Here is a 24,559-nt window from a genome sequence, read left to right on the forward strand (position 1 = left end):
AAAGCCTGTAAAGGATCGTCTTCAGCAAATTCGACAGCTTTTCGGATAGCGGAGTCGCCACCTGCAATAAGTCCTATTATTCGATCGTGGGGCATTCCGTAGGTTGGAGGTATTTCAGAGGCATCAAGGATTCCAAGGCGTCCGCTGGTTCCTGCTCCAATGTAAAAAAGCCGTCCGCCTTGTTCAAAACGAGGAATTAGGGCGGTCACTAATTTTTCAATTTGAGGAATGGCTAAAGCAACCATTTCGGGTACTTTTCGGTCTTCGTTATTCATGTTATGGAGCAAAGAATTGACGTCCATTTCTTCAAGATTATCATAAGCCGAAGTCTCCTCCGTAATTTTTCGATATAAACTCATTGAGGTTCCATTTTGTATGGCAAATATAGGAATAAATTTAGCAAAATAGAAAATTATGTAAAAAGAAAAAAGCCACTCATAAAGAGTAGCTTTTCTAAAAAATCAGTCTATTTAATATGAACAAATTATGCTTTTGCTCCTGGAGCCCATGACGAGCATAACATTTCAGCAGATGCTTTTGCTGGATGGGCACACTGTGCAGTCTTGAAACGAACGCATGTACCACAACTGATAGCATCTTTCGCTGCTACTGTCATATCGAAGCTGTCACAAGTATATTTAGCTTCTACTTTTGTATGGTGAACACTACATACATTATTTTCCTGTAAATTTTGGCAGTTTACACAACCGTTTGTCAATCTGATAGCCATAACCTTTTATTTTTTAATTCAACATTATTTTAACTTCTAAATTCTGATGCAAAGGTACGATGAAATGAATATAGAAACAATTTAAATAACTGAAAATGAGTTATATATATTTAGATTGTTTACAGTTAAAACTTATTTATAAAAGGTATAAATTAAACTAAGTTCGAAACTCAATGTGTTTGTGATAATTAGATTTGATGCATTTTCTTTTATCTCTGATTAACGAGGATACGAACGTTGAGTTTCTAAACTATTTCACAGGCGTTCCATTGGAAATTTGATCCGCATCAGGGTTTAGGAATACAAATTGTCCTGTTGTATTTTCAACCATTAAAATCATTCCTTGGCTTTCTATACCACGCAATTTTCTTGGAGCTAAGTTAACCAAAACGGTTACTTTCTTGCCGATAATATCTTGTGGATTGAAACTTGTGGCGATTCCAGAAACGATGGTGCGAACATCAATTCCTGTGTCTACTTTTAAAATTAATAATTTGTCAGCTTTAGGCATTTTTTCTGCCTCTAAAATAGTTCCGATACGGATGTCCATTTTTGCAAAATCTTCGTATGAAATCAATTCTTTTTGAGGTTCAATATTGCCCACAACTTGTGCTTTATTTGCTGATTTCGTAGCTTCCAAACGGGCTAATTGTTTTTCAATAGCATCATCTTCAATCTTTTCAAATAACAAAGCAGATTTCCCTAACGTGTGATTAGCAGGAATGATATGTTGATCTATTTCGATACTGTTCCATGTTGGTTTTGTCTGTAAATTGTTAAAGTTAAGCATGTTGCATAGTTTTTCAGCTGTAAAAGGCAAAAAAGGTTCACTTAAGACAGCTAAAGCTCCTGCAATTTGCAAAGCGATATACATTTGTGTTTTTACACGCTCAGGATTCTCTTTGATAAGTTTCCAAGGTTCTTCATCAGCGAGATATTTGTTTCCCAAACGAGCTAAATTCATTAACTCTTGTGATGCCTCACGGAAGCGATAGGATTCCAAAGAGTTAGATATTATGTTCGGGAATTCTTTTAACGTAGCTAATACCTGTAAATCTGTGTTGGAAAATTCATTTGGTGTTGGTACATTTCCGTTGTAATATTTTTGTGTTAAAACCATCACTCTATTTATGAAATTTCCGTAAATAGCTACTAATTCATTATTATTTCGTGCTTGAAAATCCTTCCAAGTGAAGTCGTTATCTTTGGTTTCAGGTGCATTGGCTGTTAAAACATAACGCAATACATCTTGCTGATTTGGAAAGTCTTGCAGATACTCATGTAGCCAAACAGCCCAGTTTTTAGATGTAGAAAGTTTATCGCCTTCTAAATTTAAAAATTCGTTGGCAGGTACGTTTTCGGGCAAAATATACGACCCTTCGGCTTTCAACATGGCAGGGAAAATGATACAATGGAATACAATATTGTCTTTACCAATGAAATGGACTAATTTTGTGTCTTTATCTTTCCAATAGGGTTTCCAGTCTTTACCTTCTCGTTCTGCCCATTCAATGGTTGAAGAGATGTAGCCGATGGGAGCATCGAACCAAACGTAAAGTACTTTACCTTCAGCACCTTCCACGGGGACCGGAATTCCCCAATCCAGGTCGCGTGTGACTGCACGTGGTTTCAACTCATCGTCTAACCAACTTTTTACTTGTCCGTAAACGTTTGGCTTCCAGTCTTTTTTATGACCTTTCAAAATCCATTCTTCGATGAATTTTTGGTATTTGTTCAAGGGTAAAAACCAGTGTTTGGTTTCACGCATCGTAGGAGTAGTACCTGTGATAGATGATTTTGGATTGATTAAGTCTGTGGCATTTAAGGAACTACCACATTTTTCACATTGATCACCATACGCCTCAGGATTGTTGCATTTTGGGCAAGTGCCTATCACAAAACGGTCAGCTAAGAATTGCTGTGCTTTTTCGTCATAGAGTTGTTGTGATACTTCCTCTATAAAATCATTTTGGTCATAGAGTTTTTTGAAAAAATCAGCCGCTGTTTTGTGGTGTATGGGTAGAGAAGTTCGGGAATAATTGTCGAATGAAATTCCGAAATCTTCAAAAGATTGTTTGATGATAGCATGATATTTGTCGATAACTTCTTGTGGAGTGATTCCCTCTTTTTTTGCTTTAATAGAGATAGCTACACCGTGCTCATCGCTTCCGCAAATGAAGGCTACATCGTTGTTTTTCAGACGTTGATAACGTGCGTAGATGTCCGAAGGAACGTATACTCCTGCTAAATGTCCGATATGAATGGGGCCATTGGTGTAGGGCAATGCCGCTGTGATTGTAATTCTTTTTGCCATGTTTCTTTTGAATATAACTATGAGTTGGCAAAGATAGTGTATATTTAAAAATAGTCAAAAAATATTTTTCTGATAAAGATCACTTAGATTCAACCCTCAAGCATATTTTTTTACATTTAATTTTCGCATTTCGTAATTGATTTCGTATTTTTGCCGAATTGAACTCATTTTAAAAAAGTTGTAAGCCTTGACTTACGAGAAAATATGCAATTTGAATTACTAAAAACAGACGAAAAAACGAAGGCTCGAGCAGGAAAAATCACCACAGACCATGGAGTTATTGAAACCCCTATATTTATGCCAGTAGGTACAGTAGCATCGGTGAAAGGGGTGCATCAGCGAGAACTCAAAGAGGACATCAATCCGGATATTATTTTAGGAAACACCTACCATCTGTATTTACGTCCGCAAACTGCGATTTTAGAAAAAGCAGGGGGCTTACATAAGTTCATGAATTGGGACAGAAATATTCTAACCGATAGCGGGGGGTATCAGGTTTATTCTTTGGCGGCTAACCGAAAAATTAAAGAAGAGGGTGTAAAATTTAAAAGTCATATTGATGGGTCATACCATTTTTTTTCACCCGAAAATGTGATGGAAATTCAGCGCAGTATTGGAGCAGATATCATTATGGCATTTGATGAATGTACTCCCTATCCTTGTGATTATCAATATGCAAAACGTTCATTGGCGATGACGCATCGTTGGCTTGACCGCTGTATTTCTCATTTGGAAAAAGTACCTCCCAAATATGGCTATTCTCAGAGTTTATTCCCTATTGTACAAGGTTCGGTGTATAAAGATTTACGCCAACAATCAGCGGAATACATTGCTTCCAAAGGAGCCGACGGAAATGCGATTGGCGGATTGTCCGTAGGAGAACCTGCGGAGGAAATGTATGCAATGACCGAAGTAGTTTGTGATATTCTCCCTAAGGATAAGCCTCGCTATTTGATGGGAGTAGGAACTCCTATCAATATATTAGAAAACATATCGTTAGGGGTTGATATGTTCGATTGTGTGATGCCAACGCGGAATGCTCGGAATGGTATGCTTTTTACCTCACAAGGAGTTATTAATATCAAAAATAAAAAATGGGAAGATGATTTTTCACCCATTGATCCTGATGGACATACGTTTGTGGATGTGCAGTATACCAAAGCCTATTTGCGACATCTTTTTGCTGCCAATGAATATCTTGGTAAACAAATTGCTTCGATTCACAACTTAGGATTTTACCTTTGGTTAGTCCGAGAAGCCAGACAACGCATCTTGGCCGGTGATTTCAGCATTTGGAAAGAACAAATGATACGACAAATGACTACCCGTTTGTAAGTATGGTTATTATTGAAATAAAATGAGTATGAAGATATTAGATTGGTACATATTAAAACGCTATTTAGCCACATTTTTTACGCTTATCATTCTTTTTATTCCTATTGGAATTGTAGTGGATTTGTCGGAAAAAGTGGATAAGATGATAAGTCGGAATGCACCTATTGACGAAATTTTGATTTATTACGCAAGTTTTACTATCTATTTTGCCAACATTTTATTTCCAATTTTCTTATTTTTATCTATCATATGGTTTACCTCTAAGTTAGCTAATAACACTGAAATTATTGCAATACTTGGTTCAGGAATTTCATTCAATCGATTTTTGAAGCCTTATCTCATCGGAGCTACAATCATTTCGATCATTGTTTTCTTTATGGGGATGTTCATAACCCCTGCAGCCAGTAAGATTTATAATGAGTTCTACGATAAATATTTAGGAAGTAAGAATACTACCAGTGTGACTGATTTGTACAACCAGTTCTCCGAAAATGACTATCTCTACGTGAGTTCATTCAACTATGAAACCAAAACAGGATATAACTTTTCAGTAGAGCATTTTGACGGAGTACATTTGAAACACAAAATTATGGCACAATCCATTAAGTGGATCGAAAATGACAGTGTAAAAACATATCGTTTAACGGATTACGTCAAAAGAACACTCACTGAACAAGGGGAGATTTTAGAAAAAAGATATGAGCTTGACACCTTGTTTGCTTTTACTATTGACGATTTGATGCCTGTTGAATATGCTGCTGAAAGCAAAAATATTTTTGAACTTGACAAATTTATTGAACGAGAAAAAATGAAGGGTTCTCCTAATATAAATCTTTATTTATTAACGAAATATCGTCGTTGGGGATTGATGTTTACGGCATTCATCCTTACGTTCATTGGAGTAGCGGTTTCTTCTGTAAAACGCAGAGGGGGAATGGGAGCAAACTTAGCGTTTGGAATCGCTATTGGATTTATATTTATATTTTTTGATCGTGTTTTTGGAACACTTGCCGAAACCTCGGGAATATCCCCATTGACAGCAGTCATCATCCCAAATGCGATTTTTTTAGCATTAGCATTATATTTACTTAGAACTATAAAGCATTAATAATTAAATAGATATGAAGAGATGAACTTTGAATTATATCGTAAAAATGATGTGGATTATTTGAACAACTTTTTTAGTATATGATTTATGCCGTTCTTTTTATATGATTTTCACCATATTTATTTGCAGAACCCCTTTTTTTTCCTTAAACTTGCAGTCTAATTTCACAAAAAATGCTTACCTTTGTAGGCTATTGATATATAAAAAAATAAAGTAATACACATAAGATAAATATGGGCTTTTTTGATTTCTTAACAGAAGAAATAGCGATAGATTTAGGAACAGCGAATACGTTAATTATCCACAATGACAAGGTCGTGGTTGATAGTCCCTCAATAGTGGCACAAGATCGAACCACCAGCAAAATCATCGCTGTGGGTAAAGAAGCACGATTGATGCAAGGAAAAACGCATCCCAATATTAAGACTATACGTCCGTTGAAGGATGGAGTTATTGCTGATTTCGACGCATCAGAACAGATGATTAGTATGCTCATTCGTAGTATTCCTGCATTGAAAAAACGTTTTTTCTCACCTTCGTTGCGTATGGTAGTTTGTATTCCCTCGGGGATTACAGAGGTGGAAACCCGTGCTGTACGCGAATCTTGTGAGCGCGTGAACGGAAAAGATATTTATTTGATTCATGAACCCATGGCAGCCGCTATTGGTATTGGGTTGGATATTATGCAACCCAAAGGAAATATGATTATAGATATTGGAGGGGGAACTACAGAAATTGCTGTAATTGCTTTAGGGGGAATTGTCTGTGATAAATCAGTGAAAATTGCAGGGGATATTTTTAATTCTGATATCGTGCATTACATGCGTACGCAGCACAACTTATATGTAGGGGAAAGTACGGCTGAGAATATCAAAATCACCATTGGAGCAGCCACTGAAGATTTAGAATCTCCCCCTGATGATTTGAGTGTGCAAGGTCGTGATTTGCTAACAGGAAAGCCAAAACAGGTACAAGTATCCTACCGTGAGATGGTTAAGGCTTTGGATAAATCCATCTTGCGTATTGAGGATTCGATTATGGAAACCCTTTCGCAAACGCCTCCAGAGTTAGCAGCTGATATTTACAACACAGGAATTTATATGGCTGGTGGAGGAGCTATGCTTCGTGGTTTAGATAAGCGTATTTCTCTCAAAACTGATTTACCTGTGTATGTTGCTGAAGATCCATTGCGAGCTGTAGTTCGTGGAACGGGAATTACACTCAAAAATATCAATAAATTCAGAAGTATTCTCTTGAAATAGTAAATGAGGTTCCGTGAATCTATATTTCATATAGAGATGAAAGTTTTGTTTTTCAGCAGGAATTTATTGTTTTGAATATATCCTGCTGATATGCAAATATAAATGAAGGAAATTTGTCTGAGTTTTTGTTCTTGGTGAGCGTTCGCCATTGGAGTATAACATTGTCTCTGGCAAGTTACGTCTAATGTAAAATCAAATAAACAATCAAATAAATTTTATATTTTTACGAAATTATGCAACAAATCATTTTGTTTTTTATACGTAAGAAAAATTTTTTCATGTTTTTGTTGCTTTTTTCTTTTTCTATATCATTGATTTTCAGGGATAATTTTTATCCCCAAAGTAAATTCATCAATTCAGCAAATGCTGTTTCTGGTACATTCTATCGATTTACAAATTATTGGCGTCAGTATTTTGATCTGCGTACTCAGAATGAAATGCTTAGCGAAGAAAATAGAGAACTTCGTAGACAATTGTTGGCAATGCAACAGTACGAAAGTCGTTATGTTTTTATGGATTCACTGCAGTTTTTTGATTCTTTGAAATATGAAGTTAGAAAGGCTAATGTAATCAGGAATAGCTTTTTACATAGTAAAAACTACATGACCATTGACAGAGGAGCGAAAGATGGCATTACCCAAGATATGGGAGTTATCTCTTCTAAAGGAATTGTTGGAATCATTGAAAATACGGGAAACCGTTTTTCGACCGTGCAAAGTGTTTTGAATACCAAATCAGCATTAAATGCTATGGTTAAGAACTCAGGACATTTTGGTTCTTTGAAATGGAACGGAGATAGAATTAATGTTGTGCAATTAGTTGATATACCAAATATTGCACCTATTCAAGAAGGAGATACTGTTATAACGGGAGGAATGTCAAACATTTTTCCAAAAGGGATTCCCGTAGGGAAAATTGTAGCTATTAACAGAAGTCAGATGGACAATTCATATGTGATTGATGTGGAACTTTTCACCGATATGGCAAAGATTGATTTTGTGTATATCATTGAAAATAAGGATAAACAAGAGATTCATAATTTAGAAAACCAGATCTCCTATGAATAATATTTTTATAAAGAATACTGTATTGTTTGTCGTGCTACTGCTATTGCAGGTTCTTATTTTTAATAATATTAGTTATTGGGGGTATGTTAATCCGATGGTCTATCTGTTGTTTATCATTTTATCTCCTTATCGAGAAAACAGAGTTCCTTTTCTGTTTGCATCTTTTCTATTAGGATTGTGTGTAGATATTTTTTCTAACACAGGAGGGTTGCATGCAGCAAGTAGTGTGTTTGTAGCCTATTTTAGGTCAGGTATTTTAACTTTGGTTTTTGGGAAAAATCTAGACTATCAAGAAATAAAATTACAACAGCATCCATTTACAAAGGTGCTTGTTTACGTAGTTTTATTGGTTATATTACACCATATTTTATTTTATTTTCTCGAAATTTTTAATTTTAATCATTTGCTTACGACTTTTGCGAGGATTGGTGTGGCTTCTTTCTTCACAACGGTTGTTTGCTTGCTGTTTATTTACATATTTAGCAATACGAAAAAATGAGAAAATATTTACTTTTTTTCGCTATAATTTTAACTGGTATTATCTTTTCATTGCGATTGATTTATCTACAGGTTATCGCCTTCAATGAAGATGCGCGTCCTGATGCGGATGTGGCGATTGAGGTGGTTTATGACTATCCAGAAAGAGGCTATATCTATGATAGAAATGGAGAGCTATTGGTGTCGAATCAACCTGCTTATGATGTGATGGTTATCCCCAACGAGGTAAGACGTATTGATACCTTGGAACTATGTAATTTGCTGTCAATCAACAAAGAAGTTTTTGAAGAACGTTTGAAAAAGGCTAAAAAATATTCCTATCGAAAACCTTCCGTTTTAGTAAATCAATTATCAAAAGCTGACTATGCAGTTTTGCAAGAAAAATTGCGAAAGTTTGACGGGTTCTATATCCAGAAACGAGCCTTACGACACTATTTGACTCATAATGCAGGGAATGTTCTAGGGTATATCAGTGAGGTAAACGAATGGGAATTGAAAGAAAATTCATATTATCTTTCGGGGGAACTTATTGGTAGACAAGGTGTTGAAAAACAGTATGAGACTTTTTTACGAGGAGAAAAAGGGGTGCGTTACTTCCAAAAAGACAGACATAATCGTCAAATAAGTAGTTATAAGAATGGCGCTCTTGATACGCTTCCTGTGATGGGACAAGCATTGCAATTGACCATCGACATTCATTTACAGGCGTATGGAGAACAGCTCATGCAAAACAAGAGAGGTGGCGTTGTCGCTATTGAGCCTCAAACGGGTGAAATCTTAGCGTTGGTTTCTGCTCCGTCATTTGACCCTAATTTATTGGTGGGACGGCAACGTTCCAAAAATTATACAGCCTTATACCAAGATTCTATTGCTAAGCCTTTGTATGACAGAGCTTTATTGGCTGAATATCCACCAGCTTCACCTTTTAAAGTAGTGAACGCTTTGATTGCTTTACAGGAAGGAGTGATTGATCCAAACACCCGATTCAGTTGTGGTGGTGGCTATCACTATGGAAATCGTGTGATGCGTTGTCATTGTGGTCGTTCAAGTAATGATTTGTATCACGGAATTGCATTTTCATGTAATTCCTATTTTGCCAATTCTTATAGGCGTTCGATTGAAAAATACCCTAAAACAGCTATTGGGATGGATGCTTGGGCGAATCATCTCAAAAGTTTTGGTTTAGGAGGTTTTTTGGGGAGCGATTTTCCCATTGGTCGTCCAGGAAAAGTGCCTGACGCATCCGTTTACGACAGGGCGTATGGGGTAGGTCGATGGACTAGTTCGAATAACGTTTCCAACTCAATTGGGCAAGGAGAATTGCTTACCACTCCAATTCAGTTGGCAAATGTGATGGCTATTGTGGCTAATCGTGGTTATTTTTACACACCTCACATAGTGAAGAAAATAAATGGTCAGGTGACTCCTTTTGAACAGTTTACTAAACCTAAACATACCACTATAGACGAAAAACACTTTGAACCTATTATTCAAGGGATGAATATGACCTATAATTATGGAACGGCACGAGGTACTGTCATTGAAGGGGTAGATGTAGCAGCAAAAACAGGAACAGCTGAGAACTTTATCCGAATCAATGGAGTACGCACAAAACTTGAAGATCATTCCATTTTCGTAGCATTCGCACCTTTAGAAAATCCTAAAATAGCCATAGCTGTGTTTGTTGAAAATGGTTCGTTTGGTTCACGCATCGCAGGGCCAGTAGCTTCTTTGATGATTGAAAAATATCTCAATGGTGAAGTGAAGCGTACTGACTTGGAAAAGCGTATGTTCGAACGAAGTTTGGAAAGTGAATATGCTAAGCAGTTGAAAAAAGATTAAGAATGTAAGGAGGGTTTTTATATGAAAGGTTTTCCATTTTTCAAAAGAAATCAGCGAATTGGAATCTTCCTATTGCTACTACTCATTGTATTGATACAAATCGCTTATTTTGTAGTTGATTTCAGTGAAAAAACATCTGAAAGATCTTCGCAATTGTTTGCAAACATAGAAAAACAGGTCGATTCGTTGCGTACTGTAGCGTTACGTCCCAAAAAAGATACAATCTATCCCTTTAATCCAAATTATATTACTGATTATAAGGGATATATTTTAGGAATGTCTACCGAAGAAATAGATCGATTATTGGCTTTTCGTAAGCAAGGTAAATTTGTAAATAGTACCCAAGAATTTCAAAATATTACAAAAATTTCTGATTCTCTACTGAAAAAAATAGCTCCAGCGTTCAAATTCCCTGAATGGGTAAACAACAAAAAATCAAATGATTACCAAAAGGTAAAAACTTCATTGACCTCTTCTCACAAAGAAAAACAAGATATTAATACAGCCACCAAAGAACAACTGATGGAAGTAAAAGGAGTAGGTAATGTGTTGTCAGACAGAATATTAAAATACAAAGAACGTCTACAAGGATTTGTTGAGATGGATCAATTAGCCGAGGTATATGGTTTGGAAACAGATGTTGTTGAGCTACTCAAAATACAATTTGAAGTAAAAACACTTCCGAATATCGTTAAAAAAGATATTAACTTGATAACCCTCAGAGAATTAGCTAAAATTCCGTATCTTAAATACGAGGAAGCTAAGAAAATCATTGGGTTACGAAGTGAGTTGGGAAATTTTAAAAAATTTGATGATTTGTTGGAAATCAATGAATTTGACACATTGAAGATACGAAAACTCCAATTTTATTTGTTTATTGAGGATTAAATACTTTTATTTTTCAAATTATTTATGTAATATTGCTCACGAGAGAGGTTAGCAGTTCGTGATGCTTTACAAAAAGGAATTGTCATATCCTGCCGAACTTTTATTATCTTGATTACACATATTTTCGACATATGTTCGGGTTTTCGACATATGTTCGGGATTTTGGTAAAGGAAGAAAATTTGTATAATCTGTACTATATTATTTGTTATCAGATTGTTGTTAGGTGATTGAGGTAAGGATCTTGGCCTTTTGATAAAATTTAAATAGCAACCATATAAAAATAAATAGCGTATGAATTTTAGTTATTCCGAAACACAAAAGATTGTAGCTGAGACGGCCAGAGATTTTTCTGAAAAATATATTCGTCCTAATGTCATGAAATGGGATGAATCGCAGGAGTTTCCCGTTGAGGTATTCAGGAAAGCAGGAGAGATGGGCTTTATGGGAATTTTAGTTCCTGAAGTTTATGGAGGTTCGGGGCTTGACTATCATCAGTATATAGCCATAGTGGAAGAAATTTCAAAGGTTGACCCATCGATAGGTTTGTCGATAGCAGCTCATAACTCACTGTGTACAAATCATATACTTTCTTTTGGGAATGAAGAACAAAAACGAAAATGGTTGCCAAAATTGGCTTCAGGTGAGTGGATTGGAGCTTGGGGAATTACTGAACATAATACAGGGTCTGATGCAGGAGGAATGAGTACAACAGCTGTGAGAGACGGTGATTTTTGGGTGTTGAACGGAGCTAAAAATTTTATAACACATGGAAAATCAGGTCAAATAGCAGTTGTTATTGCACGTACTGGAGAAAAAGGAGATAAACATGGTATAACAGCTTTTGTGGTAGAACGCGGTACTCCAGGGTTTAGTAGTGGTAAGAAGGAAAATAAATTAGGAATGCGAGCCAGTGAAACGGCCGAAATTATCTTTCAAGATTGTAGAATTCCAGACTCTAATCGATTGGGAGAAGTAGGAGATGGGTTTATTCAAGCAATGAAAATTTTGGATGGAGGACGTATATCTATCGGTGCTTTGTCGTTAGGAATTGCTAAGGGAGCTTATGAAGCCTCGGTGAAATATGCCAAGGAGCGTATGCAGTTTGGACAAAGATTGATTGATTTTCAGTCTATTGCGTTTAAAATAGCCGATATGGCAACTGAAATAGAGGCTTCCGAGTTGTTGTTGCATAAAGCCGCTTATTTGAAAAATACAAATCAGAAAGTAACCCAGCAAGGAGCGATGGCAAAAATGTATGCTTCTGAGGTATGCGTAAAAGTTTCCACTGAAGCCATTCAAATTCACGGTGGTTATGGCTATACTAAGGATTTCCCTGTCGAGAAATTTTTCCGTGATTCCAAATTATGTACTATTGGAGAAGGAACTACTGAAATTCAAAAATTGGTCATCAGTCGAAATATAGATAAAGCCTAATTCCGAATAATATACAATAAGCTAATGCCATGGTAAAAGCATTAGCTTTATCTTTTTTGTATGAAATCTTACTAAATCATGATACTTCGAACATTATGATATGTTAGTAAGATTTCTACGAAATTAAGGTGAAACCCTGTAAATATTTAATTTTTAACTCTTTGAAAAAGATGTTTTTATATAGGACATACCGCATATTTGAAAGTAAACACTTAATTGTAAAAAAATGATTCGATTTGCAATAAAAAACGATGCTGATTTTGTAGCTCCACTGATGTTTCAGGCAATGGAAGAAATTGTTTTCAAACTCATTGGAAAAGAAGATAAAACTCAAGCAATTTCTTTCTTAAAAATGCTTTTTTTGGAGGAAAGAAATCAATATTCCTATACAAACACAATTGTTTTTGAAGAAAATAGCCAAGCTATTGGCTCTTTAGTTTTTTATGATGGTGCCGATTTGCACGAACTTAGAAAGCCTGTTCTGACATTGTCTGAGCAAATTTCTGGAAGAAAAATCATTGTTGAAGACGAAACTTCCGAAGGAGAGATTTATATCGACACAGTAAGCGTAAGCCCTCAGGGACAAGGAAAAGGCATTGGTTCACAATTAATTACTTTTCTGAAAGAGTATGTTTCTAAACACAAACTTGGAAAAATCGGGCTACTTGTTGATGAAAAAAATCCACAAGCCGAAAAGCTCTATACTCGCTTAGGATTTGAATATGTGAATAGACAATCACTAGCAGGTGGAAGTTATAAACATTTGGTTTTTGAAAATAAGTTATTGTAAACTAGTATTATATATCCATTAAAAAGTAATAAATATGGTTAGACTTTTACCATTACTTCTATTATGTTTTTACCATTCCTATGGTCAGAAAAGCAACCGAATTTTCTCCAAAACAGGACAGGTTACTATAGATAAAACTGTTTTCGACAAAATCCCAAACGATGTGAAAATTATTGGCTTGGGAGAGTTCACCCACGGAGGGAGAGAGGTTGTGCTTTATAAAACCGAATTATGCAAATATCTTATTGAAAATCAATCAGTAAAACAAATTATATTTGAATATTCAGATATAAATTTACGTCCTATTAATAACTATTTATTAGATGATAATCAGAAATTTAGCGATGAAAAAATTAAGTCATTAGTGAATGCTCAATTGAAAAATTCTATATTTTTTACAGAAGAGTACATTGATTTTTTTATTTGGTTAAAGCATCACAATTTAAAAAGTAAGCAAAAAGTAAAATTCAGAGGTTTTGATACCATAGTTCCTGTTCCTATTCCTTATCTAACACATAACTACCTAACGAAAATAGATACTAATTTTGTCAATAAAAATATTGAGAGATGGGCACTTCCTCATAATGATTCGTTAGCCATTAGTAATATTTACGATTGGTTTGAAAAAAATAAAGACAAAATAAAATCAAAATTGAAAGAGGAAGATTTTCAATTATGCTCAATGGACATACGAAATGCTAAGGCTTACATTACCCAACGCCATCTTAAGAAAAGACATCAAGATTATGAAACATACAGAGATAGCCTAATGGCTGTTAATGTTTGTGAATTAGCTGATTCTAAGAGTGTTGTTTGGGCACATAATGCTCATATTTTACCAATTACAGATTACTATAAGAAAGAAGATAAAAAAACATATTATCAAATTTTAACAAAACGCTTAGGAAGTTTTCTAAGGGAAAAATATGGAAATCAGTACTTTACTATAGCAACAACTTATTCCAAAGAAGCAACTATAGCTGTTCTAAAAGAGGAAACTCCTATATCAGTTTTTCCTTTTGAAAATAAATCTTTTAAGTGTCCAAATTACGCTTTTCCTTTTTTCCTGAGAGGAAAATACAAGTTCAAAGAAGGAGTTTTGCTCTCAGATAATGAACTGCTACAGAAGAAAAGGCCATTGATGTTAAGTGATTTGGATTTGTTTGGAAAAGAAATAATGTTAATTGTTGATGATTTGGACATACTAGTAATATTGGAGAATGTAACCCCTATTAGAATTTTAAAATAATTTTTTATGAAATTTTTATTATCAATTACCTGTTTTTTATTGATTTCATTTTGTTACACTCAAAATTTAAAAAAAATATCTCTAGATAGTATTTTAGATAAACAAATTACAGATGAAATAAAAGTAGTTGGGTTGGGGGACATTGGTCCTTTCCCATCGGAAGAAATTTCTTCTTATGCTTTCGAGATAAGCAAATTTCTGATTAAAAACAAAGAATTTAAGAACGTTTTCGTACCAGCGACAGACATTCTATTAAGACCTTTTAATGACTATATCAATAGTGATTCGGTCTACGAAAAGAAAAAAATAGATTCCATATTTGCAGAAATTCCCTCCAAAACAAAAAAAGAGTATGTTATATTTGAAATCTCCGCTTTTTGGAATTTGATTTCTTTTTTAAAAAAATATAACTTAGAAAATCCCAAAAAAAAGATAAGTTTACACGGCACTGAGTATTCCTCTCCTTACCCGTCCTATTTTTTTTATAAATATATTTCTCCATTAGACAAAAGCGAAAGTAAATCTACTTCACAAAAATGGGTAGAAAATATCACCGAGGATTATGTTATTGGCGTTTGTCAAAAAATCGTGGCTTGGCACAAGGACAATATAAGTCAGATTGAAAAATTGCCTAAAAATCAGTATTACAATTACTTAATGAAAGATGTAAACTCTGCCAATACATTACTGAAAATAGCAAAAGTAAACAATGATGAGGCTAAAATTGTTTCTCTTGTTTCTGAGAATTTATCCAATGAAATTCTTAACTTAACAGACGGAAAATCTGTTATATGGTCAAGAAATCACCTTGTAGCAAAATCTTCTAAAAGAGAAAAAAGCCCTCAAGCAATTTTTTTTGGAAGTTTTTTGAATTCTGCTTTAAAAGACAGCTACTATGCCATCTTATTTGATTTTCCTGAAAAAGCAGAAATTTCTGTTCCTAAAAAGGATTCACAAGAAATTGTTGTTGAGCATTTTTTTGCAGAGAAAGATGCTACAATAAAACTTCTCACCAAAAATACAACAAAACAGTTTTTTCTTTCTAACGAGTTGAAAGTTGTAAAAAAACCTTTAAAGGTAATTTCCATTCCCTACAATTTTGGGAAATATCCAAACTATATTACATTAGAACCCAAAGACTTTAATTTATTGATACAGAGCAGCAATTAAGTTTACGAACAACGATAGCTCGTTTTAATTATAATATATTTTACACAATACTAAAATGCAATTCTCTATACAATCTGATTTTCAGCCTACTGGCGACCAACCTCAAGCTATTAAGCAACTCACGCAAAGCATCGAAAAAGGGGAAAAATATCAGGTCTTACTCGGTGTGACAGGCTCAGGGAAAACCTTTACTGTGGCTAATGTGGTGCAGAATGTACAACGTCCAACGCTTGTTCTAGCTCACAACAAAACCCTTGCTGCTCAATTATATAGTGAATTTAAAGCCTTTTTCCCGAACAATGCGGTGGAATATTTCGTGTCGTATTACGATTATTACCAACCCGAAGCCTACATTCCCACTACGGGAACGTACATCGAAAAAGACCTATCCATCAATGAAGAAATCGAAAAATTACGGCTTAGTGCTACTTCTTCTTTGCTTTCAGGACGACGTGATGTGTTGGTTGTGGCTTCCGTTTCGTGTCTGTATGGAATCGGGAATCCTATTGAATTTCAGAAGAATGTAATCACCATAAAGCGAGGCGAAGTACTTCCACGAACCAAATTTATGCATCGTTTGGTGCAAAGTTTGTATGCCCGAACCACTGCCGATTTCATTCACGGAAATTTCCGAGTGAAAGGTGATGTGGTGGACGTTTACCCTGGCTATTCCGATACGCCTTTCCGCATTCATTTCTTTGGAGATGAAATCGAAGAAATTGAGGTTTTCGACCCGCAAACTAACAAAGTATTAGAACGTTACGATAGTTTGAATATCTATCCTGCCAATATGTTCGTAACCTCGCCCGATGTGTTACAAAAAGCCATTTGGAGCATTCAGCAAGATTTGGTTAAACAAGTAGAATATTTCAAAGAAATTGGTAAACACCTGGAAGCAAAACGTTTGGAAGAACGCACGAATTTCGATTTAGAAATGATTCGCGAGTTGGGATATTGCTCTGGAATTGAGAATTATTCACGTTATTTGGACGGAAGAGAGCCTGGTTCGCGTCCGTTTTGCTTGTTGGATTATTTCCCTGATGATTTTCTGATGGTCATCGATGAAAGTCATGTAACTATTCCGCAAGTACACGCAATGTACGGAGGCGACCGCAGTCGAAAAGAAAATTTGGTAGAATATGGGTTTCGTTTACCCGCTGCTTTGGATAATCGTCCACTGAAATTTGAGGAATTCGAAGCACTTCAGAATCAGGTAATTTACGTAAGTGCCACACCTGCTGATTATGAACTTCAAAAAACGCAAGGAGTTTATGTTGAGCAGATTATTCGTCCGACAGGATTGCTCGACCCCGAAATAGAAATTCGTCCGAGCGAAAACCAAATTGACGATTTGGCGGAAGAAATTCAGCTTCGTGTAGAAAAGGACGAACGTGTTTTGGTAACCACTCTTACCAAACGAATGGCGGAAGAGCTTACTAAATATTTGACCAAAATTGGGGTGCGTTGCCGATACATTCACAGCGATGTGGATACCCTTGAACGAGTGGAAATTATGCAAGATTTACGCCGTGGATTGTTCGATGTTTTGGTGGGCGTAAACCTGCTTCGTGAAGGTTTGGATTTACCTGAAGTTTCGCTTGTTGCCATTTTAGATGCTGATAAAGAAGGCTTTTTGCGTTCTACACGTTCGCTGACTCAAACGGTGGGACGAGCTGCCCGAAACGTAAACGGAAAAGCCATTATGTATGCCGATAAAATTACTCAAAGTATGCAAGTAACCATTGATGATACCAACTATCGACGTGAAAAACAGATGAATTACAATTTCCGTAATGGAATCACTCCCAAGCCATTAAACAAAAAAATCGAAAATACACTTAGCAAAAGTCCAATTACTGAATTTCATTACGACCCTTCGTTTAAACATGTAGCAGAAGCCGAAATTTCGTATATGACAGAAAAAGAGCGGACAAAAAAAATAAAAGAACTCAAAAAACAAATGGAATCTGCTGCTAAAGAATTAGATTTTGTAAAAGCAGCACAATTGCGCGATAAGATTAAAGAATTGGAAACAATTTAGAATCATAAAAAACGTCCGAAAAGCTTTGCCTTTAATGGTTCATTGACAAAACTTTCCGGACGAATTTTAGCACGAGCATGTATCAAATCTTTACTGTCGCCATTGTGATGGATTTTGACGCCATTCTTTGAGAGTATGTAGCTCATCTTTAGTGATATACCCTACCTTTAACGCTTGTGTCAACAGATTTTCGTAGTCGCTAAGTGTATATAGTTCTACTTTTTCATTTGCAAAATTGGTGTGAGCCAAATCGAATCCATAGGAGAAAATCGCAATCATTCCCAAAACATTTGCTTGACTATCCTTAAGAGCTTTAACCGCATTCAAACTACTCATCCCCGTACTGATAAGGTCTTCAATAACGATAACGTTTTGATTTGCTTCCAGAAGCCCTTCGATTTGGTTTTGTCTACCGTGTTTTTTAGGCTCAGGACGTACGTAAATAAAAGGCAAACCGAGTAGATTTGCTACTAGCATTCCAATACCAATTGCTCCAGTAGCAACTCCAGCAACCACTTCTGTTGTTGGAAATTTTTCCTTAATTTGTTCAGCCATTTGTGAGGCAACAAAATTACGAACCTCTGTGTATGAGAGAATTATACGGTTGTCACAATAAATTGGCGATTTCCAGCCCGAAGCCCATGTAAAAGAATTTTCAGAATTCAATTTAATTGCTTTTATTTGCAATAAAAATTCAGCTGTTTTTTGTGCAGTGTTACTATTTAATACCATTTTGATTATGTATGAAATTTTTGTAAACAATAAATCTATCGTTCTAACAAGTGTAGAGCAGACAAATGTAGGTGAAAATAATAAGAATGTCAAATATTTTCCTCTAAAAAAGGAAATTACTATTGAATTTCTTATTTCTGAAATAAATAAAGAAGAAGTTGATAAAATCTACCTTTATCATCCGAAAGAGGAAAAACTTTTGAAAAAATTCAAGAAAAAAGTTACGACCATAAAGGCAGGTGGGGGTATTGTAACCAATGCAAAGGGTGAAATACTTTTCATAAAACGACAAGGTAAGTGGGATTTGCCTAAAGGAAAGAAGGAAAAAGGCGAAAACATCGTTGTTTGTGCTTTGCGTGAAGTGGAAGAGGAAACAGGAGTTAAAAAATTGAAAATCATACGTTTTAATACGATTACCTATCACATATTTAAGCATGATGGAGCATATTTCATGAAAGAGACTTATTGGTATGATATGTTCACCAAATACAAAGGAAAACTAAAACCTCAAACAGAAGAAGATATTGAAAAAGTACGTTGGAAAGCTCTCTCCGAGATTCCAGAGCTGTTGAACAATTCATATCGAAGCATTCAAAAAATATTTGAAGGAATAGGGGAGAACAAGGAGTGATTTTCTTTTAAAAAAGAGTTCTTTTGCTTTGGAATAATACATAAGAAATGAAAAGAAACATATTATTAGCCTTACTTTCAGGAGTACTGTTAGCAATTTCGTGGCCTACTTATGGTTTTGCGATGCTTATATTCATAGCGTTTGTACCTTTACTGTTTGCAGAGCAACATATCCGTAAAAATTACAAGCATACCAAACGAAAATTGTTTTTCGTTAGCTATTTATCTTTCTTAGCTTGGAACGTAATTACCACGTGGTGGATTTGGCATTCTACTCAAGGCGGTGCAGTTTTTGCTATTTTAGCAAATACTTTATTGATGACCATCGTTTTTATGTTATATCACATAGTAGCCAAACGAATGGTTCGGAAAGTAGCATATATTTTTCTAGTAGCAATATGGCTATCGTTCGAAAAATTTCATTTGTCATGGGATATCTCGTGGACATGGTTGAATTTAGGAAATGTATTTTCAGAATATCCTGCTTGGGTACAGTGGTACGAATATACAGGAACCTTTGGCGGAACCTTGTGGGTTTGGTTGGTTAATATTATTTTATTTTTATACGTAAACGCTTTTTTTGAAACAAAAAACAGAAAAATATTGGCTAAGGGTGTTGGAATTTCGGTTTTATGCTTTGCTGTGCCTATTATTTTTTCTTATTTCACGTATATTAACTACAAAGAAGATGAAAACCCGATAGATGTTATTGTTTTACAGCCAAATGTAGATCCTTATTATGAAAAATATCAGATTTCTAATCCTGAAATCGCTAATTTATTAGTCAAGTTATCTGAAGATAAAATAGATCATAACGTCAATTTTATTGTTACTCCTGAAACTGTTTTTGGAGATAATATAGAGTTGAACCAATTGCAACAATCATGGGAGATTTCTATATTACGACAAATGGTGGCTCAATATCCGAAATTGAACATAGTTGGCGGTGTAGCAATGATTGATTTTATCCAAGATGAATCCTTATTAACTCCTCAGAGCAACTATTTGGAAAAACACAACGTTTGGTACAACGACTACAATTCAGCTTTTTTGCTAAATAAAAATGCCGATATTCCTCTTTATCATAAATCGAAATTAGTGGTTGGTGTGGAAAACTTCCCATATCAAAGTGTTTTAAAGCCTATTTTTGGGGAAACGTTGATAGATTTAGGAGGAACAGTAGCTTTAAAAACTACTCAACCACATCGAAGTGTGTTTTACGGGGAGCAAACTAAAGGAAAGGCTGCTCCAATTATCTGTTATGAGTCAATTTATGGTGAATTTGTGACCGATTACATCAAAAACGGTGCGAACTTTTTGGCTATATTGACCAATGACGCTTGGTGGCAAAACACCCAAGGACATAAGCAATTACTAAGTTATGCACGTTTGAGAGCCATCGAAACTCGCCGAAGTATCGCCCGAAGTGCCAATACAGGAATTTCAGCTTTTATTAATCAACGAGGCGATGTGCTAAGTTCATTGCCCTATGATACGCAAGGTAGCTTACGAGGGACTATCAACTTGAATGAAAAAATTACATTTTACACGAAAACAGGGGATTATTTAGCTCGAATATCCTATTTTTTGAGTTTGTTTGTGTTTTTATACGCAATAGCTCGGAAAAGGGAGGTGATATTTCGTAATTAGTAAACAGCAAATAGTAAAACTTTTAAACCTTTAGCCTTTACGGTTGGAGGTTTATTTTTTTTGTAATAAATTTTATTACATAAGAAAATTATGTATATTTGCAACATAAATATATAAGACGATGAAAAAACAAAATTCAGCACTCTATAAAGGAAGTCTGAGTACCATCATTATGAAGCTGTTACAGGACAACGGACGAATGTATGGCTATGAAATTACTCAGAAGGTAAAGCAGCTTTCGCAAGGAGAGATTGCCATAACTGAAGGTGCTTTATACCCAACTTTGCATAAACTCGAAGCCCAAGGATTACTTACACCTGAAATTGAGCAGGTAGACAACCGCATTCGTAAATACTATAAAATAACGGAGAGCGGTATCAAAGAAACCGAAAAACAGGTGTCTGAAATACAAAATTTCATAGCTTGTCTTCAGAACATTATTAATCCTCAGGGAGATACGGATTTAGTACCCGTTGTAAAACTATAATTCCAATAAATATAAAAATATTCCACAGATACCCTGACGGATTATTTTTTAGATTTTAGATATATTCTGTTGAAGTTTGTGTTATCAGTGGAAGCAAAATCGTAGAAATATATTGCAACATATCTCTGCAATAAAAAGTAATACCATATAATATGAAAACCATAACCGCAAAGCAAATCGAACGTCTGTACGAATTTACGCATCAGTGTCAGGTGAAATACTTTGACGTACAAACTGAACTGGTTGACCATCTGGCAAATGCTATCGAAACGCATTGGCAAAAATTTCCTGACGACGATTTTGAAATCGTTTTAATACAAGAAGCTCAAAAGTTTGGTACTTTTGGTTTTAAGGAAATTACAGAAGAGAAAGAAAAACAACTGCGTAAACGATATAAGAACATTATTTGGAAAGAAATAATCGCTTTTTTCTCGTTCCCAAAAATTATAATGATAATAACTCTGACAATGTCATTATTTATTTTGTTAAACCTATCTTCTGACAAAGGAACCGTTGTTAATGTGCTGTTTATGAGTACCTATTTAACAATTATTTCTTTCTTCATCCAACAATATATCAGGAAGAAAAGACAGAATCAAAACGACAAAAAATGGATTTTAAAGGATATTATTTTTAATAATAGTTGGTGTGTTTCTCTTTTAGTAATCATACTTAACACACTTTCTATGGCTAATATTCATCATACTGAACATATTGAAAATAAATATTTTATAAGCATATTTTCTTTTGTCATAGTTCTTATTTATATTTTTTGCTATTTGGTGTTATTTCATATTCCTTTCAAGAGTGAAAAATATCTTACAGAAACATATAAAGAATACAAAGTAGCAAAACTTACATCGTAAAAGTAATGCGAGTTTGTTACAAGTCAGAAAATTACAATGAAAAGTAATTCCGAATAGAAATACCCAAATAAAAACACATAAACTAAAATCGAAAAATTTTATGAAAACCATAACCCCAAAACAAATCGAACGTCTGTACGAATTTACGCGTCAGCATTACGTGGAATACTTTGACGTACAAACTGAACTGGTTGACCATCTGGCAAATGCTATCGAAACGCATTGGCAAGAATTTCCTGACGACGATTTTGAAACGGCTTTGCAGAAAGAATTCCGTAAATTCGGGGTGTTTGGGTTTAATGATATTGTAGAGGAGAAAACAAAACAAATGGAAAAATTGTACAAAAGGGTGCTTTGGAAGAAAAAAATTGAGTTCTTCACCTTTCCTAAAATACTACTTACTCTTTTTATATCAGCTGTAATATATACATTACTTTCCGCTTTCAATACTATGTGGATACCTTTCTTAGGAATTATCATTACGTTTTATATTTTCAAAGGTATCATTTATCTGAAAACTAAATCTATTTACAAAAGAAAATCAAACAAACAATGGCTTTTCAAAAACATCTTTCTGTATCAGGATAATTATCCTTTGTTGTTACACACTTCTATGTACATCATTCTTTATTATTGGCTGTTCATTCAAAAGCAGCATATTCCTATTTTATTTATTGTTGTAGGCTTTACACTTCAATTTATCTACACGTATATTATAAGCTATCATATTCCGAAAAATAGTGACTGCTACTTTCTGGAAATGTTCCCCGAATACAAATTTGAACTCTCAAACTAAGTTTCTACTATGAAAAAAGTAACCCCAAAGCAAATCGAACGTCTGTACGAATTTACGCGTCAGCATTACGTGGAATACTTTGACGTACAAACTGAACTGGTTGACCATCTAGCAAATGCTATCGAAACGCATTGGCAAGAATTTCCTGACAACGATTTTGAAACGGCCTTGCAGAAAGAATTCCGCAAGTTCGGGGTGTTTGGGTTTATGGATGTGGTGGAACATAAAACTAAAGAAATGAATAAACGTTACAGCAAAATACTATGGCAAAAAATTAAAGACTTTTTTACTTTTCCTAAAATAATGATGACTTTGTGTATTGCGTTGGTTGTTTATACAGTTTTGTATTTCTTCAAGGATATAGCCGCTGAAATCGTTGGTAGTATGACACTTATCATTTTGTTTTTCATATATGCCTTTTTACTTTCAAAACCCAAGTTATATCAAAATAAAACTGATAAAAAATGGCTTTTTGAAAACGTCCTCTTAGGGTATAACAACTATGTGGGGGCGTTAGGATTGTTGGCTCAGCTTCATTTTTTTATTAGATATTTGGGAGAAAATATTGCTTTTATGGCTGTTTTTTCGATTTTAATTACGTTTTTAGGCATATCGGTATATTTAGTTTTTTATTATTTACCCAAAAATCGAGATAAGTATCTAATGGAATTGTATCCCGAATATAAAGATTTTATGATAACTACTTAGTATGGCATATTACAATATGTCTTTATAATAAAAATAGAATAGTATATAATATGAAAAAAGTAACCCCAAAACAAATCGAACGTCTGTACGAATTTACGCGTCAGCATTACGTGGAATATTACGACGTACAAACTGAACTGGTTGACCATCTGGCAAATGCTATCGAAACGCATTGGCAAGAATTTCCTGACGACGATTTTGAAACGGCCTTGCAGAAAGAATTCCGTAAATTTGGAGTGTTTGGGTTTATGGATGTATTAGAAGAAAAAACCAAACAAATGAGTAAACGTTATAATCGAATGTTGTGGAAAAAAACCAAAGAACTGTTTGTTATTTCCAAAATAATCTTGATATTTTGTATTGTTATCTCCATTTTTTCACTATTTACTTTGTTTGGGAACGCAAAAATTATGGTTCCCGCGTTGTCTCTTGCCATTTTTATTGCTGCTATTGTATTTATGGTTAAAAACAGACGTACGCTTAAACAAAAAGGTGATAAAAAGTGGCTTTTTGAGGATATCATTTTGCGATTGAATGATCATACTTTCTTTTTCTTCTTTCCTTGTCAGATGAGTTTACAGTTTTGGCGTGATTTTCCTGATACTGAAATGGCGTACATAATTTATTCTGCAGTATTCACGTTTCTACTTGTTTTGATGTACGTGCTAATGGTCTACTTTCCCAAACATCGTGACAAATATCTTCAGGAATTATATTCTGAGTACAAAACTCAGTATATCAAGTAATTTTAAGAATATCAAAAAGTAATGAGTAGAAAAAAACTTTATATATTCTACTGCTCTGTATGGATAGATGTATTTTTTGAAAGGAGAATCTGCAAAGATTTGAGTAATCTCTGGAAACAAAAACCTTAAGTAGGGGCGTATCGCAATACGCCCTTACGATGGTATAGGAAACCGTAGGGGCGTATCGCAATACGCCTTTATGATGGTACAAGAAA

At 34.8% G+C, this 24,559-nt stretch carries 23 protein-coding genes; 19 read left to right on the forward strand and 4 right to left on the reverse strand.

Annotated elements, in window-relative coordinates:
- The 3 genes from CCAND38_RS01495 to metG all read right to left on the reverse strand — a co-directional run.
- A partial coding sequence (locus tag CCAND38_RS01495; RefSeq protein ID WP_042008450.1) for an N-acetylmuramic acid 6-phosphate etherase family protein occupies positions 1–359 on the reverse strand: 359 nt, incomplete at its 3' end.
- Between the two features lie 125 nt (positions 360–484).
- A complete protein-coding gene (locus tag CCAND38_RS01500) occupies positions 485–730 on the reverse strand; it encodes a hypothetical protein (protein ID WP_042008417.1) in 246 nt (81 codons plus the stop codon).
- 250 nt (positions 731–980) lie between these two features.
- On the reverse strand, positions 981–3,044 hold the full coding sequence (gene metG, locus CCAND38_RS01505) for a methionine--tRNA ligase (protein WP_042343260.1): 2,064 nt from the start codon (positions 3,042–3,044) through the stop codon (positions 981–983).
- Positions 3,045–3,248: 204 nt separating this feature from the next.
- Here metG and tgt point away from each other — a divergent pair, with 204 nt between their 5' ends.
- The 12 genes from tgt to uvrB all read left to right on the forward strand — a co-directional run bounded on the left by tgt (position 3,249) and on the right by uvrB (position 17,729).
- A complete protein-coding gene (gene tgt / locus CCAND38_RS01510; protein WP_042343263.1) occupies positions 3,249–4,379 on the forward strand; it encodes a tRNA guanosine(34) transglycosylase Tgt in 1,131 nt (376 codons plus the stop codon).
- Between the two features lie 28 nt (positions 4,380–4,407).
- The gene (locus tag CCAND38_RS01515) at positions 4,408–5,487 is read left to right on the forward strand and encodes an LptF/LptG family permease (protein WP_042008421.1); all 1,080 of its coding nucleotides are present in this window, start codon (positions 4,408–4,410) and stop codon (positions 5,485–5,487) included.
- Between the two features lie 233 nt (positions 5,488–5,720).
- Positions 5,721–6,749: a rod shape-determining protein gene (locus CCAND38_RS01520; protein ID WP_042008422.1), complete on the forward strand. Its 1,029-nt coding sequence runs from the start codon at positions 5,721–5,723 to the stop codon at positions 6,747–6,749.
- Between the two features lie 233 nt (positions 6,750–6,982).
- The gene (gene mreC, locus CCAND38_RS01525; RefSeq protein WP_042343266.1) at positions 6,983–7,816 is read left to right on the forward strand and encodes a rod shape-determining protein MreC; all 834 of its coding nucleotides are present in this window, start codon (positions 6,983–6,985) and stop codon (positions 7,814–7,816) included.
- Entirely contained in the window at positions 7,809–8,315 is a 507-nt protein-coding gene (locus CCAND38_RS01530) for a hypothetical protein (protein ID WP_042008424.1), read from the forward strand. The genes mreC and CCAND38_RS01530 overlap by 8 nt, the downstream gene beginning before the upstream one ends.
- Positions 8,312–10,156, forward strand: coding sequence for a penicillin-binding protein 2 (gene mrdA / locus CCAND38_RS01535; RefSeq protein ID WP_042008425.1), 1,845 nt, complete (start codon positions 8,312–8,314; stop codon positions 10,154–10,156). The genes CCAND38_RS01530 and mrdA overlap by 4 nt, the downstream gene beginning before the upstream one ends.
- A 21-nt stretch (positions 10,157–10,177) precedes the next feature.
- A complete protein-coding gene (locus tag CCAND38_RS01540; RefSeq protein WP_042343269.1) occupies positions 10,178–11,044 on the forward strand; it encodes a ComEA family DNA-binding protein in 867 nt (288 codons plus the stop codon).
- Between the two features lie 292 nt (positions 11,045–11,336).
- The gene (locus CCAND38_RS01545; RefSeq protein ID WP_042343272.1) at positions 11,337–12,479 is read left to right on the forward strand and encodes an acyl-CoA dehydrogenase family protein; all 1,143 of its coding nucleotides are present in this window, start codon (positions 11,337–11,339) and stop codon (positions 12,477–12,479) included.
- A gap of 226 nt (positions 12,480–12,705) precedes the next feature.
- Positions 12,706–13,269, forward strand: a complete 564-nt coding sequence (locus CCAND38_RS01550) for a GNAT family N-acetyltransferase (RefSeq protein WP_042343274.1) — start codon at positions 12,706–12,708, stop codon at positions 13,267–13,269.
- Positions 13,270–13,303: 34 nt separating this feature from the next.
- Positions 13,304–14,518, forward strand: a complete 1,215-nt coding sequence (locus CCAND38_RS01555) for an erythromycin esterase family protein (RefSeq protein WP_042343277.1) — start codon at positions 13,304–13,306, stop codon at positions 14,516–14,518.
- 6 nt (positions 14,519–14,524) lie between these two features.
- Positions 14,525–15,688, forward strand: coding sequence for a TraB/GumN family protein (locus CCAND38_RS01560; protein WP_042343280.1), 1,164 nt, complete (start codon positions 14,525–14,527; stop codon positions 15,686–15,688).
- A 55-nt stretch (positions 15,689–15,743) separates the two neighbouring features.
- Complete coding sequence (gene uvrB / locus CCAND38_RS01565) at positions 15,744–17,729, forward strand: excinuclease ABC subunit UvrB (RefSeq protein WP_042343282.1); 1,986 nt, start codon at positions 15,744–15,746, stop codon at positions 17,727–17,729.
- Between the two features lie 90 nt (positions 17,730–17,819).
- Here uvrB and pyrE read toward each other — a convergent pair whose 3' ends face one another.
- On the reverse strand, positions 17,820–18,461 hold the full coding sequence (gene pyrE / locus CCAND38_RS01570) for an orotate phosphoribosyltransferase (RefSeq protein WP_042008452.1): 642 nt from the start codon (positions 18,459–18,461) through the stop codon (positions 17,820–17,822).
- Positions 18,462–18,468: 7 nt separating this feature from the next.
- Here pyrE and CCAND38_RS01575 point away from each other — a divergent pair, with 7 nt between their 5' ends.
- From CCAND38_RS01575 to CCAND38_RS01605, 7 genes are all read left to right on the forward strand, one after another.
- On the forward strand, positions 18,469–19,092 hold the full coding sequence (locus CCAND38_RS01575) for an NUDIX hydrolase (RefSeq protein WP_042343285.1): 624 nt from the start codon (positions 18,469–18,471) through the stop codon (positions 19,090–19,092).
- A gap of 47 nt (positions 19,093–19,139) precedes the next feature.
- Positions 19,140–20,741: an apolipoprotein N-acyltransferase gene (lnt, locus tag CCAND38_RS01580; protein ID WP_042343287.1), complete on the forward strand. Its 1,602-nt coding sequence runs from the start codon at positions 19,140–19,142 to the stop codon at positions 20,739–20,741.
- A 121-nt stretch (positions 20,742–20,862) separates the two neighbouring features.
- A complete protein-coding gene (locus CCAND38_RS01585) occupies positions 20,863–21,228 on the forward strand; it encodes a PadR family transcriptional regulator (protein WP_042008439.1) in 366 nt (121 codons plus the stop codon).
- A 152-nt stretch (positions 21,229–21,380) separates the two neighbouring features.
- The gene (locus CCAND38_RS01590; protein ID WP_042343288.1) at positions 21,381–22,094 is read left to right on the forward strand and encodes a hypothetical protein; all 714 of its coding nucleotides are present in this window, start codon (positions 21,381–21,383) and stop codon (positions 22,092–22,094) included.
- Positions 22,095–22,194: 100 nt separating this feature from the next.
- Positions 22,195–22,890 (forward strand): hypothetical protein, encoded by a 696-nt coding sequence (locus CCAND38_RS01595; protein WP_052458073.1) that lies wholly within the window; start codon positions 22,195–22,197, stop codon positions 22,888–22,890.
- Between the two features lie 9 nt (positions 22,891–22,899).
- A complete protein-coding gene (locus CCAND38_RS01600; protein WP_042343290.1) occupies positions 22,900–23,598 on the forward strand; it encodes a hypothetical protein in 699 nt (232 codons plus the stop codon).
- 50 nt (positions 23,599–23,648) lie between these two features.
- A complete protein-coding gene (locus tag CCAND38_RS01605; RefSeq protein ID WP_042343291.1) occupies positions 23,649–24,344 on the forward strand; it encodes a hypothetical protein in 696 nt (231 codons plus the stop codon).
- Positions 24,345–24,559: the final 215 nt, after the last annotated feature.

Source organism: Capnocytophaga canis, from assembly GCF_000827555.1.
Classification (GTDB): domain Bacteria; phylum Bacteroidota; class Bacteroidia; order Flavobacteriales; family Flavobacteriaceae; genus Capnocytophaga; species Capnocytophaga canis.

Excerpts from the sequence above, each read along its gene's own strand:
- metG (WP_042343260.1), bottom strand. The coding sequence starts at position 3,044 with ATGGCAAAAAGAATTACAATCACAGCGGCATTGCCCTACACCAATGGC.
- CCAND38_RS01605 (WP_042343291.1), top strand. The coding sequence starts at position 23,649 with ATGAAAAAAGTAACCCCAAAACAAATCGAACGTCTGTACGAATTTACG.
- lnt (WP_042343287.1), top strand. The coding sequence starts at position 19,140 with ATGAAAAGAAACATATTATTAGCCTTACTTTCAGGAGTACTGTTAGCA.
- CCAND38_RS01560 (WP_042343280.1), top strand. The coding sequence starts at position 14,525 with ATGAAATTTTTATTATCAATTACCTGTTTTTTATTGATTTCATTTTGT.
- CCAND38_RS01575 (WP_042343285.1), top strand. The coding sequence starts at position 18,469 with ATGTATGAAATTTTTGTAAACAATAAATCTATCGTTCTAACAAGTGTA.
- CCAND38_RS01545 (WP_042343272.1), top strand. The coding sequence starts at position 11,337 with ATGAATTTTAGTTATTCCGAAACACAAAAGATTGTAGCTGAGACGGCC.
- CCAND38_RS01585 (WP_042008439.1), top strand. The coding sequence starts at position 20,863 with ATGAAAAAACAAAATTCAGCACTCTATAAAGGAAGTCTGAGTACCATC.
- CCAND38_RS01590 (WP_042343288.1), top strand. The coding sequence starts at position 21,381 with ATGAAAACCATAACCGCAAAGCAAATCGAACGTCTGTACGAATTTACG.
- CCAND38_RS01530 (WP_042008424.1), top strand. The coding sequence starts at position 7,809 with ATGAATAATATTTTTATAAAGAATACTGTATTGTTTGTCGTGCTACTG.
- CCAND38_RS01500 (WP_042008417.1), bottom strand. The coding sequence starts at position 730 with ATGGCTATCAGATTGACAAACGGTTGTGTAAACTGCCAAAATTTACAG.
- uvrB (WP_042343282.1), top strand. The coding sequence starts at position 15,744 with ATGCAATTCTCTATACAATCTGATTTTCAGCCTACTGGCGACCAACCT.
- CCAND38_RS01595 (WP_052458073.1), top strand. The coding sequence starts at position 22,195 with ATGAAAACCATAACCCCAAAACAAATCGAACGTCTGTACGAATTTACG.
- pyrE (WP_042008452.1), bottom strand. The coding sequence starts at position 18,461 with ATGGTATTAAATAGTAACACTGCACAAAAAACAGCTGAATTTTTATTG.
- CCAND38_RS01600 (WP_042343290.1), top strand. The coding sequence starts at position 22,900 with ATGAAAAAAGTAACCCCAAAGCAAATCGAACGTCTGTACGAATTTACG.
- CCAND38_RS01540 (WP_042343269.1), top strand. The coding sequence starts at position 10,178 with ATGAAAGGTTTTCCATTTTTCAAAAGAAATCAGCGAATTGGAATCTTC.
- CCAND38_RS01515 (WP_042008421.1), top strand. The coding sequence starts at position 4,408 with ATGAAGATATTAGATTGGTACATATTAAAACGCTATTTAGCCACATTT.
- CCAND38_RS01555 (WP_042343277.1), top strand. The coding sequence starts at position 13,304 with ATGGTTAGACTTTTACCATTACTTCTATTATGTTTTTACCATTCCTAT.
- tgt (WP_042343263.1), top strand. The coding sequence starts at position 3,249 with ATGCAATTTGAATTACTAAAAACAGACGAAAAAACGAAGGCTCGAGCA.
- mreC (WP_042343266.1), top strand. The coding sequence starts at position 6,983 with ATGCAACAAATCATTTTGTTTTTTATACGTAAGAAAAATTTTTTCATG.
- mrdA (WP_042008425.1), top strand. The coding sequence starts at position 8,312 with ATGAGAAAATATTTACTTTTTTTCGCTATAATTTTAACTGGTATTATC.
- CCAND38_RS01550 (WP_042343274.1), top strand. The coding sequence starts at position 12,706 with ATGATTCGATTTGCAATAAAAAACGATGCTGATTTTGTAGCTCCACTG.
- CCAND38_RS01520 (WP_042008422.1), top strand. The coding sequence starts at position 5,721 with ATGGGCTTTTTTGATTTCTTAACAGAAGAAATAGCGATAGATTTAGGA.